This window comes from Mesorhizobium sp. LSJC269B00 (assembly GCF_000502815.1).
In the GTDB taxonomy this organism is placed as follows: Bacteria; Pseudomonadota; Alphaproteobacteria; order Rhizobiales; family Rhizobiaceae; genus Mesorhizobium.
Window position 1 is genome coordinate 658,132 of sequence record NZ_AYVN01000001.1, and the last position, 15,872, is coordinate 674,003.

Annotated in this window: 17 protein-coding genes; 9 read left to right on the plus strand and 8 right to left on the minus strand. The window is 65.0% G+C overall.

Annotation, left to right across the window (positions count from 1 at the left end):
- Positions 1-6: 6 nt before the first annotated feature.
- From X771_RS161660 to X771_RS161650, 3 genes are all read right to left on the minus strand, one after another.
- A complete protein-coding gene (locus X771_RS161660) occupies positions 7-1,530 on the minus strand; it encodes a tripartite tricarboxylate transporter permease (RefSeq protein ID WP_023686551.1) in 1,524 nt (507 codons plus the stop codon).
- A gap of 4 nt (positions 1,531-1,534) precedes the next feature.
- Positions 1,535-2,071: a tripartite tricarboxylate transporter TctB family protein gene (locus X771_RS161655; protein ID WP_023683087.1), complete on the minus strand. Its 537-nt coding sequence runs from the start codon at positions 2,069-2,071 to the stop codon at positions 1,535-1,537.
- Between the two features lie 138 nt (positions 2,072-2,209).
- Positions 2,210-3,187, minus strand: coding sequence for a tripartite tricarboxylate transporter substrate-binding protein (locus tag X771_RS161650; RefSeq protein WP_023686552.1), 978 nt, complete (start codon positions 3,185-3,187; stop codon positions 2,210-2,212).
- Between the two features lie 206 nt (positions 3,188-3,393).
- Between X771_RS161650 and X771_RS161645 the strand changes: the two genes are divergently transcribed.
- Entirely contained in the window at positions 3,394-4,167 is a 774-nt protein-coding gene (locus X771_RS161645) for an IclR family transcriptional regulator (RefSeq protein WP_023686553.1), read from the plus strand.
- On the opposite strand, the gene X771_RS161640 is transcribed toward X771_RS161645, so the two are convergent.
- From X771_RS161640 to X771_RS161630, 3 genes are all read right to left on the minus strand, one after another.
- Entirely contained in the window at positions 4,154-5,254 is a 1,101-nt protein-coding gene (locus X771_RS161640; RefSeq protein WP_023686554.1) for an OmpA family protein, read from the minus strand. The genes X771_RS161645 and X771_RS161640 overlap by 14 nt on opposite strands.
- Before the next feature lie 120 nt (positions 5,255-5,374).
- Positions 5,375-5,914 (minus strand): GNAT family N-acetyltransferase, encoded by a 540-nt coding sequence (locus X771_RS161635; RefSeq protein ID WP_023686555.1) that lies wholly within the window; start codon positions 5,912-5,914, stop codon positions 5,375-5,377.
- Between the two features lie 142 nt (positions 5,915-6,056).
- Positions 6,057-6,287, minus strand: a complete 231-nt coding sequence (locus tag X771_RS161630) for a YdeI/OmpD-associated family protein (protein WP_023683083.1) — start codon at positions 6,285-6,287, stop codon at positions 6,057-6,059.
- 141 nt (positions 6,288-6,428) lie between these two features.
- Here X771_RS161630 and X771_RS161625 point away from each other — a divergent pair, with 141 nt between their 5' ends.
- The 4 genes from X771_RS161625 to X771_RS161610 all read left to right on the plus strand — a co-directional run bounded on the left by X771_RS161625 (position 6,429) and on the right by X771_RS161610 (position 10,126).
- A complete protein-coding gene (locus X771_RS161625) occupies positions 6,429-6,884 on the plus strand; it encodes a DUF2214 family protein (RefSeq protein ID WP_023686556.1) in 456 nt (151 codons plus the stop codon).
- A 178-nt stretch (positions 6,885-7,062) separates the two neighbouring features.
- Complete coding sequence (locus tag X771_RS161620; RefSeq protein WP_023686557.1) at positions 7,063-8,040, plus strand: tripartite tricarboxylate transporter substrate-binding protein; 978 nt, start codon at positions 7,063-7,065, stop codon at positions 8,038-8,040.
- A gap of 94 nt (positions 8,041-8,134) precedes the next feature.
- Positions 8,135-8,608, plus strand: coding sequence for a tripartite tricarboxylate transporter TctB family protein (locus X771_RS161615; protein WP_023686558.1), 474 nt, complete (start codon positions 8,135-8,137; stop codon positions 8,606-8,608).
- A 9-nt stretch (positions 8,609-8,617) separates the two neighbouring features.
- Positions 8,618-10,126 carry a tripartite tricarboxylate transporter permease gene (locus X771_RS161610; RefSeq protein WP_023683079.1) on the plus strand — a complete coding sequence of 503 codons (1,509 nt, stop codon included), beginning with the start codon at positions 8,618-8,620 and terminating at the stop codon, positions 10,124-10,126.
- Here the strand turns inward: X771_RS161610 and nth are convergent.
- Positions 10,086-10,919 carry an endonuclease III gene (gene nth, locus X771_RS161605; RefSeq protein WP_023683078.1) on the minus strand — a complete coding sequence of 278 codons (834 nt, stop codon included), beginning with the start codon at positions 10,917-10,919 and terminating at the stop codon, positions 10,086-10,088. The genes X771_RS161610 and nth overlap by 41 nt on opposite strands.
- A 22-nt stretch (positions 10,920-10,941) precedes the next feature.
- On the opposite strand from nth, the gene X771_RS161600 reads away from it, so the two are divergent.
- Positions 10,942-11,436, plus strand: a complete 495-nt coding sequence (locus X771_RS161600; RefSeq protein ID WP_023686559.1) for a DUF2244 domain-containing protein — start codon at positions 10,942-10,944, stop codon at positions 11,434-11,436.
- A gap of 10 nt (positions 11,437-11,446) precedes the next feature.
- On the opposite strand, the gene X771_RS161595 is transcribed toward X771_RS161600, so the two are convergent.
- Complete coding sequence (locus X771_RS161595) at positions 11,447-12,262, minus strand: class I SAM-dependent methyltransferase (protein WP_023686560.1); 816 nt, start codon at positions 12,260-12,262, stop codon at positions 11,447-11,449.
- Between the two features lie 115 nt (positions 12,263-12,377).
- Between X771_RS161595 and X771_RS161590 the strand changes: the two genes are divergently transcribed.
- The 3 genes from X771_RS161590 to X771_RS161580 all read left to right on the plus strand — a co-directional run bounded on the left by X771_RS161590 (position 12,378) and on the right by X771_RS161580 (position 15,790).
- Positions 12,378-13,283: a methylated-DNA--[protein]-cysteine S-methyltransferase gene (locus tag X771_RS161590; RefSeq protein WP_023669734.1), complete on the plus strand. Its 906-nt coding sequence runs from the start codon at positions 12,378-12,380 to the stop codon at positions 13,281-13,283.
- Positions 13,284-13,424: 141 nt separating this feature from the next.
- A complete protein-coding gene (locus X771_RS161585; protein WP_023686561.1) occupies positions 13,425-14,333 on the plus strand; it encodes a ribokinase in 909 nt (302 codons plus the stop codon).
- On the plus strand, positions 14,330-15,790 hold the full coding sequence (locus X771_RS161580) for an amidase (protein ID WP_031202408.1): 1,461 nt from the start codon (positions 14,330-14,332) through the stop codon (positions 15,788-15,790). The genes X771_RS161585 and X771_RS161580 overlap by 4 nt, the downstream gene beginning before the upstream one ends.
- Positions 15,791-15,872 lie beyond the last annotated feature (82 nt).

A 15,872-nucleotide genomic window follows, 5' to 3' on the forward strand; every position in this document is an offset into this window, starting at 1 on the left:
GGTCGCTCAGGCATCGCCCGGCACATGCTCGGGTCCGCGCCGGCGCCGATGCTCGATGAAGGCCCAGATATGCGGACCGGCGAGCCCGATGAAGGCAAGGATCAGCAGCACCAGCGACAGCTTGTGGGTGTAGAACACCGACCAGTCGCCGTTCGAGATCGTCATCGCCCGGCGGAACTGCGTTTCGGCAAGCGGCCCCAGGATCATGCCGATGATGACCGGCGCGGTCGGGAAATCGAAGCGCCGCATCAGGAAGCCGGCGGCCCCCAGGAGATAGAGGATGACGAGGTCGATCGGCGATTGCGAGATGCCGTAGGTGCCGACGGTGGCGAACACCAGGATGCCAGCATAGAGCTGCGGCGCCGGGATTTTCAACAGCCGTACCCACAGCCCGATCAGCGGCAGGTTGAGAACGACCAGGATGACGTTGGCGATGAACAGGCTGGCGATCAGGCCCCAGACCAGATCGGCCTGCGTCGTCAACAGCAGCGGTCCCGGATTGATGCCGTAGCTCTGGAAGGCCGACAGCATGATTGCGGCGGTCGCCGAGGTCGGCAGGCCAAGGGTGAGCATCGGCACCAGCACGCCGGCGGCAGACGCATTGTTGGCGGCTTCCGGTCCGGCAACGCCCTCGATGGCGCCGACCGTGCCGAACTCCTCCTTGTGCTTCGACAGCTTCTTTTCGATGGCGTAGGACAGGAAGGTCGGGATCTCGGCGCCTCCGGCAGGCATGGCGCCGATCGGGAAGCCGATGAAAGCGCCGCGCAGCCATGGCTTCCACGAGCGCCCCCATTCGGCCGCGGTCATGTAGAGCGAGCCCTTGAGCGGCACGATCTCGTCCTTGCCGGCATAGCGGCGCGAGGCCATGTAGAGCGTCTCGCCGACGGCAAACAGGCCGACCGCGGCAATGATGACATCGACGCCATCGAGCAGTTCGTTCATGCCGAAGGTGAAGCGCGGCTGTCCCGTCTGCAGGTCGACGCCAATCATGCCGATGACGAAACCGATGAACAGGCTGGTGAGGCCGCGCACGGAGGACGAGCCGAGCACCGCCGACACCGTGATGAAGGCAAGCACCATCAGCGAGAAATATTCGGCCGGCCCGAAGGCGAGCGCGAACTTCACCACCACCGGGGCCAGGAAGGCGACGCCCATCGTGCCGATGGTGCCGGCGACGAAGGAGCCGATCGCCGAGGTCGCCAGTGCCGCGCCGCCGCGACCCGAGCGGGCCATCCTGTTGCCTTCCAGCGCGGTGACGATGGTGGCGCTTTCGCCCGGCGTGTTGAGCAGGATCGAGGTCGTCGAGCCGCCATACATGGCGCCGTAATAGATGCCAGCAAACAGGATGAAGGACGCCTCCGGCGCCACCTGGTAGGTGATCGGCAGCAGCAGCGCGATGGTCAGCGCCGGCCCGAGGCCGGGCAGCACGCCGATGGCCGTGCCGAGCGTGGTGCCGACCAGGCACCACAGCAGGTTCATCGGCGAGAAAGCGACGGAGAATCCGTGGGCGAGATGGCCGAGCGTCTCCATGGCGTCAGCCCCTCGCAGTGGCGATGATCGCGTCGATCACCGTGTTCAGCTGGTTTTCGATGAAGCCGGCGCCAATGTTGACGCCGAGCGCCCTGGCAAAGCCGAAATAGGCGGCAAGCGCCAGGATCAGGCCGGTCAGCGCATCGCGCAGCGTGTGCTTGCTGCCGAAGCCATAACAGACGAGCACGAACATGATGACCGAGGCGGCGGTGAAGCCGAGCGGCTGGATCAGCACCAGATTGGCGACCAGGCCGGCAACGACGATGCCCATGGCCTTCCAGTCGGTCGGCGTTTCCTTTTCCTCCTGCGGCTGCCAGCCGCCGCGCAGCGCGGCGACGATGAGCAGCAGCGAAAGCACGATCATGCCTGTCATGGTGATGTAGGGGAAGACGGTCGGCCCGACCTTGGAATAGAGCGGCGAAACCGGGATGGCCAGGGTCTGCCACGCCACGGCCGCGGCACAGGCGAGAAGCCCGATGCCGATCAACAATTCGGGCATGGCAAGGCGCGGGGGCGCCGGCTGCTGGTCGCTGGTGCTCATCGATGTCCTCCCGAGATGGCCGGCATCCTCCCGCCGGCCGCATCCGCAGTTTCACTCCCAGCGCATGATATGTCCATGCCGCAGGCTAATGTCGGAAGGGGCGGCCGTGGCCGCCCCTGAAGACATCAGGTGAAGACATCAGGCGAGGCCGAGATCCTTGAGGATCGCGGTGATGCGGGCGGTGTCGTCGACGAGGAATTTCGCATAATCGTCGCCGGTCAGAAGGATGGGGGTCCAGTTGCGGTTCTTGCATTCGGCTGCCCAGGCATCGCTCTTGGCCATGGTCTCGATCATCGTGACCATCGCCGCCTTGTCGGCGTCGGAGACGCCTGGCGGTGCGAATACGCCGCGCCAGTTGAACAGTTCGACGTCAATGCCGGCTTCCTTCATCGTCGGTGCGTCGATGCCGTCCTGGCGCTTGTCGGCGGAGATCGCCAACAGCCGAAGCGCGCCCGCCTTGACCTGCTCGGAGAACTCGCCGAAGCCGGAAATGCCGGCCGCCACCTGGTTGCCGAGCAGCGCCGACAGCGCCTCGCCGCCGCCGGCGAAAGGCACATAGGAGAGGTTGGTTGCCGGAACGCCGACCGTCTTGGCGATCAGCCCGAACAGGATGTGGTCGGAGCCACCGGCCGAGCCGCCGGCCACCGGAACCTTGGTCGGATCCGCTTTGAGCGCGGCGACGAAATCGCCGGCCGTCTTGAACGGCGAATCCGCCGGCACCACCAGCGCCTCGAACTCGCCGGTGAGGCGAGCGATGGGCGTCACTTCGGAGAGGTTGTTGGCCGATTTGTTGGCGATGATGGCGCCGACCATGACCATGCCGGCCACCATCAGCGAATTGCCCTTGCCCTTCCATTGGCTGATGAACTGCGGCAGGCCGACCGTGCCGCCGGCGCCGCCGACATTGGTGATCTGCGAGCCGGAGATCAGTTTTTCACTGCGCAGCACCTGGTCGATGGTGCGCCCCGTCTGGTCCCAGCCGCCGCCGGGCGCGGCCGGCACGAAGATCTGGATCTGCGGTGCATCCTGAGCGAGGGCGGGCGTCAAATGCGTTGCAACGAATCCGGCAGCGCCTGCGGCCGCGGTGCTCATCAAAAATCTGCGTCTGTTCAGCATGGGATTCCTCCAAATCACGACACCTCCTCCGGTGCCTGCCAGAAACGTAGCCTGAAAACAGACCCGCTCGGCAAAAATTCATGCCGATTTCGGTACGTTCTGTCAACAGGAACGCTGTTCTACTAGACAGAACCATGGATGTGCGGCACAATCGCTTCGGCCGGCCTTTGTCCGAGCAGGTAAACTGGAATGAAACTGTTCGTGAGATGACCGAAGCGCGATCCCAGCCGTTGCCGGCCGATGGTGTTGCCGCGCTCGACCGCGCGATCGCCATTCTCGACGCGTTCGCGACCGCCGACCGCTCGCTCAGCCTGGCCGAGATCGCGGCGCGCACCGGGCTCTACAAAAGCACCATTTTGAGGCTAGCGAACTCATTGCTGCGTGGGCAGTTGCTGGAGCGGCTCGACGATGGCCGCTACCGCATCGGACCCGCCACCTTCCGGCTTGGCGCGCTTTACCAGCGCTCGGTCGTGGCGGTCGACATCTTGCTGCCGATCATGCGCGATCTTGCCGAACGCAGCTGGGAAAGCGTGGCGTTCTATGTCCGCTCGGGCGACGCCCGCACCTGTCTCTACCGCGTCGAATCCAAGCACCCGATCCGCTACACGATCCGGGAAGGCGACCTGCTGCCGTTGCTCACCGGCTCTGGCGGCCGCGTGCTGGCAGCGTTTTCAGGCCAGCCGGGCGAACCATACGAGACCATCCGCAACGCCTGCCACTATCTGTCGATCGGCGACCGCGACCCTGAGACGGCGGGCGTCTCGGTGCCGGTGTTCGGACCGGGCCGCGTTCTGCTCGGCGCCTTGACGCTCGCCGGCCCGTCGACACGCGTCGACACGGCGTTCCTGCGCCGCATGACACCGGACCTGCTGGAGGCCGCCGCTCGCGCCACCCGCGCCTTCGGCGAGGATGCCTCGATGCTGGAGCAGGCAGCGCGCCTAGCCGGCGCTGAAACCGTGATCGGCCTCAGTTCGCCTTGACCAGCACCACACGGCGGTTCTTGGCGCGGCCGGTTTCGCCGTCATTGCTGGCGACGGGCGCCATCATGCCGGCGCCGGCGGCGGTCAGCCGGCCGCCATCGATGCCGTATTTCGAGACCAGCGCCGCCTTCACCGACTGCGCCCGCCGCGACGACAGATCGATATTGTAGTCGAAGGCGCCCTGGTTGTCGGTATGACCGACGACGATCACCGCCATACCGGGCTCGTTGGTCAGAAGCGTCGAGATCTCCTTCAGCGTCGGTTCCGATTCCGGCTTGATGTCGGCCTTGTCGGTGTCGAATAAGATGCCGTAGAGCGAGATGGAGCCGGTGGCCGACAGCGAATCCGCCATCTTGGCCGCTTCGACCACCACCATCTTCTTGTCGCGCGCCTTGGGCTCCAGCACCTGGACGACGGCGATGGTGCGGCCGTTGAGTTCCTTGCAGTAGAGGTCGTCGATCAGCGAATAGGCCTGAACAGTGACATAGGCGTCGCCGCCATCCTGCGGCACCTTGGCAGCGAAGAAGCGCTGGTCGTTGATACCGGTGGTTACCGCACAGGCGCCATTGGAAAAGGCCGCGTCCTTGACGTCGCTTTCATGGAAGAAATACATCATCAGGCTCATGTCGCCGCCGCCACCGCTCGACGACCGGTCGGCGGCGCCGCCGCACTCTTCCTTCTTGCATTCGAACAGGACTTCGCCGCCGGCGGCCGCGATCACATCCTGGTAGTTGCGCAGCACTTCGAGCGGGGAGCGCTCGGCCGGCAGCACATAGGCGATGCGGGTCAGCGCGCCTTCGACCTCAGCCTTCTTGTCCGGCGCGAACACACGGTTGTTCATCGTGTCACGGGCATCCGGATCGGCGCTCGGCTTCAGCGGCGACAGCGGCACTGTAAAATCGGTATAGGCGAATTTTTCGTAGGAGACGATGAACGACCCCTCGTAGCGCTTGGCCAGATGATTGTCGGCACCGCCCTCGATGTCGGCGGTCGGCACCGTCGCATCGGCGCCCGCCAGTTGCACGGCCGCCAGGAGCAGCAGCCCCGCCCAGAAAAGCTTCAGAAATATCGCATTGATCGCACGCATGGTCGGCTCCCCCAAAGAGCAATTCCAGGAAAAGTGTGAGCGGTTTTCCCACAGGAATTGCGTAGCTAGATTAGAATAGCCAACCCTAGCAGAACGTGGAAATTGCGTCGATGAAGCGCTTCACACCCGCCGTTCGAGCAGGATCGTCAGCCCGTCGTGATAGGTGGTTTCCAGGACCTTGGTGTAGCCGCACTTTGCCGCAACGTTCAACGAACCGGTGTTTTCCGGATCGATGATGCAGACGGTTCTCGCGCCGGCAAAGGTTTCGTCGCCCCAGGCCAGGGCCCTTCTGACGACTTCGCTGGCAAGACCCTTGCCATGCGCTTGCGGCGCCAGCGCCCAGCCGGCTTCCGGAATGCCCTCGAGCGACGGCTCGATGTCGCGCTTCAGATCGTGGAATCCGGCCTCGCCGATGAAGCGACCGCTGGCCTTGTCCTCGACCGCCCAGAAGCCGTAGCCGAGCAGCGACCACAGGCCGGCATGCCGCAGGAACCGCATCCAGCTTTCCTCCCGCGTCCGCGGCTTGCCGCCGATGAAACGGGTGGTGACGGGGTCGGCCCACATGACAGCATAGTCGTCGAAATCTTCGATCCGGTGCGCCCGCATGATGGTCCGTTCCGTTTCGAGAACCGGGACGCCGGCTGTTTTTGGACTGCCCATGAAACTCTGCCTCCGTTGACGGTCAGCGCTTAGCAAACCAGCGCGCCCGGACAAGGGCCAAGCCGGATCATCATTCAGCCAGGGAAGCTTCCGAACGGCCTGGCGCGACCAGGCGGTCGAAGCGAACAGCGTCGGCTTACTTTCAGCCGTGCCAGACCATCTTCATGTAGAGCCCACCGCGCCGCAATTCGTCCAGCATCTGGTCGAGCCGCTTCTGCCTGGTGTCGCTGCGTTTGGCGCGGGCGACCCAGCCGAGATAATCGTTCTTCTGGTAGTCCGGCCGCGCCTCGTAGGCCGCTGTCAGTCCTTTTTCGGTCAGGGCGATGCGGATGTCGTCCGGCATCGGGTTCAGGGCGCGCTTCAGTCCGGTCATTTCAGAAAACCCCAGCTGTCAGGATGGCGACGCCGATGGTCCAACCCAGGTCCGCCTCTGGGAATTCTGCCGAACGATGCTACCTTTCGCAACCGGTCCGGCAAGGGCCGGTCTCGATACCGCCAATGGGAGGAGAACGCCATGGACACCACCGATCTCGTGCTTGCCATTTTCCATCATCTGCTGGTGTTCTCGCTGGCCGGCATCGTCGGCGCCGAATTTGTCCTGATCCGCGGCGACCTCTCCGCCGCCACGCTCAAGCGGCTTGCCGGCATCGACCGCCATTATGGCATCATCGCCATGCTGATCATCATCATCGGCATCTGCCGCGTCATCTACGGCCTGAAGGGCTGGGAATTCTACGTCTACAACTGGGTGTTCTGGGCCAAGATGGCGGCATTCGGCATCGTTGGCCTGCTGTCGATCATCCCGACCATCCGCTTCATCTCCTGGAACCGGCAGGCCAGTGCAAATCCCGGCTTTCAGGTGCCGGTGGCGGAACTCGCCTCGGTGAAGACCTATGTGCGCGCCGAAGCCTTCATCTTCCTGCTGATCCCGATCTTCGCGGCGGCGATGGCGCGCGGCTACGGTTATTGAAGCAACGCCAACACCAAACCCATCTCCTCCGGGCATACTCCCCACTGATCGCCATGGTTGCGCACGACTGTATTTTGCAGTTTGCGTCAGGCGACAATCTGTTAGCTTGCCTTTGTTGCACCCTCGCTGCCTGACCTGCACAGCGATCGGAGATTGATATCCTGGGAGGAGAATTACGATGAGGAAAATTGTAGCCGCCCTGGCCGCCGTCGCGGCCGTCACGCTTTATTCGTTCACCGCCAGCGCACAGACCTATCCCGAGCGCACCATCACCGTCGTCGTGCCGTTTGCGGCCGGCGGTCCGACCGACACGGTTACCCGGCTCGTCGCCGAAGCCATGTCGAAGGATCTCGGCCAGCAGATCATCGTCGAAAATGTCGGCGGCGCCGGCGGCACGCTGGGCGCCGGCCGCGTCGCCAACGCCGACCCGGATGGCTACACGCTGCTCCTCCATCACATCGGCATGGCGACCAGCGCGACCCTCTACAGAAAACTCGCCTACGACACGCTGAACGCCTTCGAGTATGTCGGCCTCGTCACCGAGGTGCCGATGGCGATCGTCGCCCGCAAGGACCTGGAGCCGGCCGACCTGAAAGGGCTGGTCGAATACGCCAAGACCAACAAGGACACCATCACCGTCGCCAATGCCGGCATCGGCGCTGCCTCGCATCTGTGCGGCATGCTGTTCATGAGCGCCATCGGCACGCCGCTGGTCACCGTGCCCTACAAGGGCACCGGTCCGGCCATGACCGACCTTCTCGGCGGCCAGGTCGACATTATGTGCGACCAGACCACCAACACCACCAAGCAGATCCAGGGCGGCACGATCAAGGCCTATGCCGTCACCACGCCGGAGCGCCTCGACGTGCTGAAGGACGTGCCGACGACCATCGAAGCCGGCCTGCCCGCGGTGCAGGTCGGCATCTGGCACGGCCTCTATGCGCCGAAGGGCACGCCGGCCGAGATCACCGGCCGACTGTCGAAATCGCTCCAGGTCGCGCTGAAGGACCCCAACGTCATCGCCCGCTTTGCCGAACTCGGCACCAAGCCGTCGTCCGAGTCCGACGCGACGCCGGCAGCGCTGAAGGCCAAGCTGGAAGGCGAGATCACGCGCTGGAAGCCGATCATCGAAGCCGCCGGCCAATACGCCGACTGAGGCTTGAACGGGGCGCTGCCGGCGCCCGTTTTCGCTTTGACATCCGTTTCACATTTGCAACGGCAGCCCGTCGCAAGGTCAGGGGAGGACCGCCATGAAACCTTTCGCCATCGACAGGACAAACGGCCTGTGCGCCGCGCTGTTCATCTTTTTCGGCGCCTTTTTCGCGATACAATCGCTCGGCCTCGAAATCGGCACCGCCTTCCGCATGGGACCGGGCTATTTCCCGCTGGTGCTTGCGATCGTGCTGATCGTGCTCGGCGCCATCATCCTCGTCCAGGCGGTGCGCGTCGAGGGCGAGCCGATCGGCCCCATTGCCTGGCGCGGCATGCTCTTCATCCTGCCGGCGCCGATCTTTTTCGGCATGACCGTGCGCGGCCTCGGCTTCGTCCCGTCGATCTTCCTGACGGCGCTGATCGCCTCTTTTGCCAGCGCCCGCATGAAGCCGCTGACGGCACTTCTGCTGTCGGCCGGCCTGACGCTGTTTTCGGTGCTGGTCTTCAGCTACGCGCTCGGGCTGCCATTCCAGCGCTTCGGCCCCTGGTTGCCCCAATGGCTGGCATTGTGAGGCGCTGAGATGGACCTCCTCAGGAACCTCGAACTCGGCTTTTCGACGGCCACCACGCCGGCCAATCTGGGTTTTTGCCTCATCGGCGTTCTGCTCGGCACGCTGATCGGCGTCCTGCCCGGCATCGGCGCCACCGCAACCATCGCCATGCTGCTGCCGATCACCTTTCAGATCGGCGACCCGGTTTCGTCCCTCATCATGCTGGCCGGCATCTACTACGGCGCCCAGTATGGCGGTTCGACCACCGCCATTCTCATCAACATGCCCGGCGAATCCTCCTCGGCCGTGACCGCCATCGACGGCTACCAGATGGCCAGGAACGGTCGCGCCGGGGCGGCTCTGGCGATCGCCGCGATCGGCTCGTTCTTCGCCGGCACGGTGTCGACCTTCCTGGTCGCCGTCTTTGCCCCGCCGCTGACGGCAATAGCCCTGCAATTCGGCGCGGCCGAATATTTTTCGCTGATGATCGTCGGCCTCGTCTCGTCCATCGCTCTCGCCCATGGCTCGATCGTCAAGGCGCTGGCGATGGTCGTGCTCGGCCTGCTGCTCGGCATTGTCGGCACCGACATCTACACCGGCACGCCGCGCTTCACGCTCGGCATCCGCGAATATGCCGACGGGCTGAACTTCGTCGCGGTGGCGGTCGGCGTCTTCGGCGTCGCCGAGATCCTGCGCAATCTCGAAAACGAGCACGAGCGCTCGGTGATGATCAAAAAAGTCTCCGGCCTGATGCCGACCCGCGACGACTTCAAGGCGATGGCAGCACCCATCGTGCGCGGCACGATCATCGGTTCGGCGCTCGGCATCCTGCCCGGCGGCGGCGCGGTGCTTGCCGCCTTTGCCTCCTACACGGTCGAAAAGCGCGTGTCGAAACACCCGGAGGAGTTCGGCAAGGGCGCCATCGCCGGCGTCGCCGGCCCGGAATCGGCCAACAATGCCGGCGCCCAGACCTCCTTCATTCCGATGCTGACGCTGGGCATTCCGGCCAATCCGGTCATGGCGCTGATGATCGGCGCCATGATCATCCAGGGCATCGTGCCCGGCCCCAATGTCGCGATCGAGCAGCCGGCGCTGTTCTGGGGCATCATCGCCTCTATGTGGATCGGCAATCTGATGCTGATCGTGCTGAACCTGCCGCTGATCGGGCTGTGGGTGAAGCTGCTGACGATCCCCTATTATGTGCTCTTCCCGATCATCATGGCGTTCTGCTCGATCGGCGTTTACAGCGTCAACACCAACGCCTTCGATCTCTACGCGGTCGCATTCTTCGGCCTGCTCGGCTACATCCTGACCAAGCTGCGCTGCGAACCCGCACCCCTGCTGCTCGGCTTCGTGCTCGGCCCGCTGCTCGAGGAAAACCTGCGCCGCGCCATGATCCTGTCGCGCGGCGACCCCTCGACCTTCGTGACGCGGCCGATCAGCGCCGGCCTGCTGCTCGTCGCACTGGCCGTGCTCGTCGTCGTCTTCCTGCCGTCGGTCAAGAAGAAGCGCGAAGAGGTGTTCGTGGAGGAAAGCTAGTTGTCGGGACGCCGGGCGCCGCGATTTCCACGAGCGGCGCCGGCACGTCTGTCGTCTTCACCTCGGCCTTGCAGAGATCGGCGATGACGCAGGCCGGGCAATCGGGCTTGCGCGCCTTGCAGACATAGCGGCCATGCAGGATCAGCCAGTGATGCGCATGGCGCATATACTCGTCCGGGATGATCCGCAGCAGCCCTTGCTCGACCTGTTCGGGCGTCTTGCCTGGCGCCAGGCCGAGGCGGTTGCCGATGCGGAAAATATGGGTGTCGACCGCCATCGTGTGCTGGCCGAACGCCATGTTGAGCACGACATTGGCGGTCTTGCGCCCGACCCCCGGCAGCTTGACCAACTCATCGCGCTCGCTGGGCACCTCGCCGCCGTAATCGCGTATCAGCGCCTCCGAGAGCGCCACGACATTCTTGGCCTTGTTGCGCCAGAGTCCGATGGTGCGGATGTACTCGCCGACCCTGGCTCCGCCCAGCGCCAGCATCTTTTCAGGTGTGTCGGCGACCTTGAACAACGCCCGCGTCGCCTTGTTGACGCCGGCATCGGTCGCCTGCGCCGACAGCACCACGGCCACCAGCAGCGTGAAGGCGTTGACGTGCTCGAGCTCGCCCTTCGGCTCGGGCCGCTGCACCGAAAACCGCCGGAAGATCTCATGCACCTCGGCGGCGCTGTAGAGCGAACGGAGCCGCGCCGGCCGCGGTCGCGGCTTGGCATTCGAGCCGTCGCGCCGCCCGGGCGGCAGTTCACTTTTGGATAGGGAAAGATTTTTGGACTTGGGGCTGGCCATTTCCCTCCTATAATATCCTGGGATGAGCGACACAAACGCCTCGTTTCAGGCCGACGAGCCATTCTTCCAGGCGCTGCTGACACCGCACCGCTCGCTGGGCCGCACCGGCTTTGCCGTGCTGATGGGCGCGCTGCTGTTCGGCTGGGTGGTGACCGGGGCGTTTTTCCTGTCGCGCGGCGCTTGGCCGGTGTTCGGCTTCTTCGGCCTCGACGTCATCGCCGTCTACATCGCCTTCCGCGCCAACTATCGTGCCGCCCGTGCCCGCGAGGAAGTGTCGGTGTCGCGCACCAGCCTCGACATCCGCAAGACGGCGCCCTCGGGAAAGTCGGAAGCGCATCGCTTCAACCCTTTCTGGGCACGCTTTTCCGTCGCTCGCCATGCCGAGATCGGCATCACCATGATGACGGTGGAAGCACAAGGACAGAATGTGCCGATCGGGTCATTCCTGGACCCTGACTCCCGCGAGAGTTTTGCCACTGCATTTTCACGTGCTCTGACAAAAGCCAGGACGCGTTAGAGCCGGCGCGTCAGAACCGGTAGCGTAAAATCCTGCCGACCTTGCGCAATGCGGGAATGTGTCTCCAGAGCCCGATAAACAGTTTTGCGGACCAGCTCATATGCGCTGTGCATTCCGCGCTGTAGGCCGAGATATCGTCGACAAAGCGCAGCTTCGGAACGGCACGCTCCAGTACCTGCGGGTCGTCGATCGCCCAGTGAACCTCGGCGCCCGTCGCCCTGATGGTCGGATTGAGGCGCAGCATCTTCAGGCCGAAGTGGCTGTAGGCGTCGAACATCAGCTCGCCGCCGGCAAGATGCGCGACAAGGCGTGACAGCAGCCGTGGCCCCTCCTCTACCGGGAGATAAGGCGTCAACCCCTCCATCACCACGACGGCCGGACGATTGCGCGGCACTTCTGCCAGCCAGTCCGGGTCGGTTACCGAAGAGCCGACGAGGTGGTAATGGTCCCGGGACGGGTAAAGCTTGCGCCGGAGCGCGATGACATCCGGAAAATCGACATCGAACCACTCCACGCCTTCGGGTGGATCGACACGGAAAATGCGCGTATCGAGCCCGCAGCCGAGATGCAGCACGATGGCGCCGGGATTTCTGGCGATGAAGTCCTGAACGCGGACATCATACGTCTTGGCCCGGATCGCCAGGCCGATGCCGAGATTGGTGTCGACCTTGAGGCGCGAGAAATCATAGTCGATCTTGCGCACGGCCTCGTCGGCGAAGCGATCCCCGAGCAGCGAATGCGGCAGCCGGCTTTCCAGTGCCTTGCCATAAAGCGTCATCAGCAAGGTCTCCCTTGCTCCGCTCAGATTCACCCTTTCGCCGGCCATTGGCATCTCCCGGGGCGCAATCCAGTATTTATCTGGGAACAGGCGGCAACAAGGCAAGTTTCGGGTGGTTGCAAGGGGCGGAAAGACCGATATTCGCGGTCAAGGAGATATTGCCATGAACGCCCAGATGACCATGAATACGCAGATGAAACCGACAGCGATCCTGCAGCACGACATCACCCCCGAGGGCAGCGACTACGAGGTCGTACGCCGCGCCATCGAGAAGATCAGCCTCGACTATCGCGACCAGCCCTCGCTGGAAGCCCTGGCAGCCGATGTCGGCGAGACACCCACGGGCCTGCAAAAACTGTTCACCCGCTGGGCCGGCCTGTCGCCAAAAGCCTTCCTGCAGGCGGTCACCCTCGACCATGCCCGCAAACTGCTCGATTCCGGCATGCCGCTCCTCGAAACATCGTTCGAACTCGGCATGTCCGGCCCCGGCCGGCTGCACGATTTGTTCGTCACCCACGAGGCGATGTCGCCGGGCGACTACAAGACGCGCGGCGCCGGCCTGACCATCCGCTACGGCTACCACATCTCGCCCTTCGGCATCGCCCTGATCATGGTCACCGACCGTGGCCTTGCGGGGCTCGCCTTCAACGATCCGGGCGGCGAGCGGGCGGCTTTCGCCGACATGTCGGGCCGCTGGCCGAACGCCACCTATGTCGAGGACATGAGCGCCACCCAGCCCTATGCGGCGCGCATCTTCGATCCGACATTGTGGCGCGCCGACCAGCCGCTGCGCGTGGTGATGATCGGCTCCGACTTCCAGCTGCGCGTCTGGGACGCGCTGCTCAGGATCCCGATGGGCAAGGCCTGCACTTATTCTTCGATCGCCTCCAGGATCGGCGCGCCAAACGCCAGCCGGGCGGTGGGGGCGGCGGTCGGCGCCAACCCATTGTCCTTCGTCGTCCCTTGCCATCGGGCGCTGGGCAAGTCCGGCGCACTCACCGGCTACCACTGGGGCCTGACCCGCAAACGCGCCATCCTCGGTTGGGAAGCGGGCCAGACCGCGTCCTGAAGCTGCCCGCATCAAACAACACCGGCGAAATCCCTTCGCCGGTGTTTTTCTTTTTGCGAGCTCCCGGCGCAAAACATCCGCACGCTCTGGCAAGCCGCCGGCTTACAGGTTAGCTTCCCGCGCATTCCGCAGGAGGCTTTCTTGATCATCGTTGTCGGCTCGATCAACCTCGACCTTATCGCCAATGTCGGCCGCCTGCCTTCGCCGGGCGAGACGGTCCGCGGCTCCGGCTTCACCACCGCGCCCGGCGGCAAGGGCGCCAACCAGGCGCTGGCTGCGGCGCGCGCCGGCGCCAAGGTGCGCATGGTCGGCGCCGTCGGCAAGGACAATTTCGCAACCGAAGCCCTCGCTTTGCTCGTGGCCGGCAAGGTCGATCTCTCCGGCGTCGGCCAGAGCTTCGCCTCCACCGGCACGGCGCTGATCCTCGTCGGCGCCGATGGCGAGAATGTCATCGCCGTGGTGCCGGGCGCCAATGATTCGGTGCTGCCCGGCGATCTCGCCAAGGCTTTCCTTGCGAAGGGCGACGTCGTCCTGCTGCAGCACGAGATCCCGTTACAGACTGTCGATGCAGCGCTCGACGCCGCACGCGCCGCCGCCGCGGTCACCGTGCTCAACACCGCGCCGTTCCGTAGCGAGGCGGCAGCGTTGCTCGGCAAGGCCGACTACGCCGTCGCCAACGAAACCGAATTCGACCTTTACGGCGAGGCGCTGTCGCTGAAAGGCCGCGACCGCCCGGCGCGCATGCGCGACTTCGCCGGCAAAACCGGCCGCACCATCGTCGTCACGCTCGGCGGCGACGGCGTGCTGGCGGCGACCCCGGAGGATTTCCTGACCGTGCCGGCGCTGAAAATCACGCCGGTCGACACGGTCGGGGCCGGCGATACTTTTTGCGGTTATCTCGCTGCCGGGCTGGCGTCCAACCTGCCGCTGGAGCAGGCTCTCACTCGCGCCGCAGCCGCCGGCTCGCTCGCCTGCCTGAAGCCCGGCGCCCAGCCGGCCATCCCGCTGGCGGCGGATGTCGACACCGCCCTGCGCAACAACGCCGGATGACAGCCCTGCGCCCCGCAACGAAGCACGCCGTGCCCCCCGCCGGCGACATCTGCCGGATGTCCGCTGTCGACCTGGCCGAGGCGATCCGGCTGCGCCGCCTGTCCGTGCGCGAGTTGGTCGCCGCATTCCTCGACCGCATCGACGCGGTAAACCCGCTGGTCAATGCCATCGTCTCGTTGCGCGAGCGCTCCGACATCCTGCGCGAGGCCGACGCGGCGGACGCCGATCTGGCGCAAGGCGGGCCGGCCGGCTCGCTGTTTGGCCTGCCGGTGGCGATAAAGGACCTCGCCATGACTCGAGGCTTGAGGACCAGTTTCGGCTCGCCGATCTTCGCCGATTTCGTGCCGCAGGAGGATGATTTCTTCGTCGAGCGCATCCGCAAGGCCGGCGCCATCATCATCGGCAAGACCAATGTTCCCGAATTCGGGCTGGGATCCAACACCTATAACAACGTGTTCGGCCCGACGCTGAACGCCTTCGATCCGGCGCTCACCGCAGGCGGGTCGAGCGGCGGCGCTGCGGTCGCCCTTGCACTCGACATGGTTCCGGTCGCCGACGGCAGCGATTTCGGCGGCTCGCTGCGCAATCCGGCGGCGTGGAACAATGTCTATGGCTTCCGCCCGTCGCAGGGCCTTGTCCCCGGAGGGCCGGACCTGGAAGTCTTTCATGCTCAGATGGGCATAGACGGGCCGATGGGCCGCAGCATCAGCGACATGGCGCTGCTGCTCGACGTGCAGGCGGGCTACCATCCGCATGCGCCCTTGTCCTGGGAAAAGCCTGGTTCATTCCTCGGAGGGCTGGCAACGCCGGCAAGCGGCGGCCGCGTCGGCTGGCTCGGTGATCTCGGCGGTCACCTGCCGGTAGAGCCTGGCATCCTCGATCTGTGCGAGGCCGCACTCGGCCGCTTCGCGGAGGCATCCTTCCTGACCGAGCCCTTGCTGCCGGATTTCGATTTCGAGGCACTGTGGCAAGCCTTCGTGACGCTGCGGCAGGCGAGCAGCGGCTCGGCGCTGAAAGTCCATTATGACGACCCGCACAAGCGCGCCCTGCTGAAGCCGGAAGCCGTCTGGGAGGTGGAGAACGCCATGCGGCTGACGGCGCCGCAAATCCGCGCGGCCTCGGTCATCCGCACCGCCTGGCACCGGACGCTGCTGTCGCTGTTCGAGCACTTCGATCTCATCGCGCTGCCGACTGCGCAGGTGTTTCCTTTCGACGTCGACACGCATTGGCCAAGTGAGGTCGCCGGGCGGACGATGGACAGCTACCATCGCTGGATGCAGGTTTCGGCCTTCGCCACGCTCGGCGGCTGTCCTGCGCTCAACGTGCCGGTCGGCTTCGACGACAAAGGCCGTCCCATGGGCATGCAGCTGATCGGACGCCCGCGCGGCGACCTCGCCGTGCTCAGGGCCGGCGCGGCCTATGAGGCGACCTTGCCTTGGCAGGCGGGGGCGTCCTGACGCGAGGGGCGGCACGGTCTGCGACGGCTTGCACCAGCCCCGCCGCCATGCATTGATTGCAGCCAGCCGCCTAAGCGCATCC

Coding starts and splice junctions, on each gene's coding strand:
- X771_RS161660 (WP_023686551.1), bottom strand. CDS start 1,530: ATGGAGACGCTCGGCCATCTCGCCCACGGATTCTCCGTCGCTTTCTCG.
- X771_RS161655 (WP_023683087.1), bottom strand. CDS start 2,071: ATGAGCACCAGCGACCAGCAGCCGGCGCCCCCGCGCCTTGCCATGCCC.
- X771_RS161650 (WP_023686552.1), bottom strand. CDS start 3,187: ATGCTGAACAGACGCAGATTTTTGATGAGCACCGCGGCCGCAGGCGCT.
- X771_RS161645 (WP_023686553.1), top strand. CDS start 3,394: ATGACCGAAGCGCGATCCCAGCCGTTGCCGGCCGATGGTGTTGCCGCG.
- X771_RS161640 (WP_023686554.1), bottom strand. CDS start 5,254: ATGCGTGCGATCAATGCGATATTTCTGAAGCTTTTCTGGGCGGGGCTG.
- X771_RS161635 (WP_023686555.1), bottom strand. CDS start 5,914: ATGGGCAGTCCAAAAACAGCCGGCGTCCCGGTTCTCGAAACGGAACGG.
- X771_RS161630 (WP_023683083.1), bottom strand. CDS start 6,287: ATGACCGGACTGAAGCGCGCCCTGAACCCGATGCCGGACGACATCCGC.
- X771_RS161625 (WP_023686556.1), top strand. CDS start 6,429: ATGGACACCACCGATCTCGTGCTTGCCATTTTCCATCATCTGCTGGTG.
- X771_RS161620 (WP_023686557.1), top strand. CDS start 7,063: ATGAGGAAAATTGTAGCCGCCCTGGCCGCCGTCGCGGCCGTCACGCTT.
- X771_RS161615 (WP_023686558.1), top strand. CDS start 8,135: ATGAAACCTTTCGCCATCGACAGGACAAACGGCCTGTGCGCCGCGCTG.
- X771_RS161610 (WP_023683079.1), top strand. CDS start 8,618: ATGGACCTCCTCAGGAACCTCGAACTCGGCTTTTCGACGGCCACCACG.
- nth (WP_023683078.1), bottom strand. CDS start 10,919: ATGGCCAGCCCCAAGTCCAAAAATCTTTCCCTATCCAAAAGTGAACTG.
- X771_RS161600 (WP_023686559.1), top strand. CDS start 10,942: ATGAGCGACACAAACGCCTCGTTTCAGGCCGACGAGCCATTCTTCCAG.
- X771_RS161595 (WP_023686560.1), bottom strand. CDS start 12,262: ATGGCCGGCGAAAGGGTGAATCTGAGCGGAGCAAGGGAGACCTTGCTG.
- X771_RS161590 (WP_023669734.1), top strand. CDS start 12,378: ATGAACGCCCAGATGACCATGAATACGCAGATGAAACCGACAGCGATC.
- X771_RS161580 (WP_031202408.1), top strand. CDS start 14,330: ATGACAGCCCTGCGCCCCGCAACGAAGCACGCCGTGCCCCCCGCCGGC.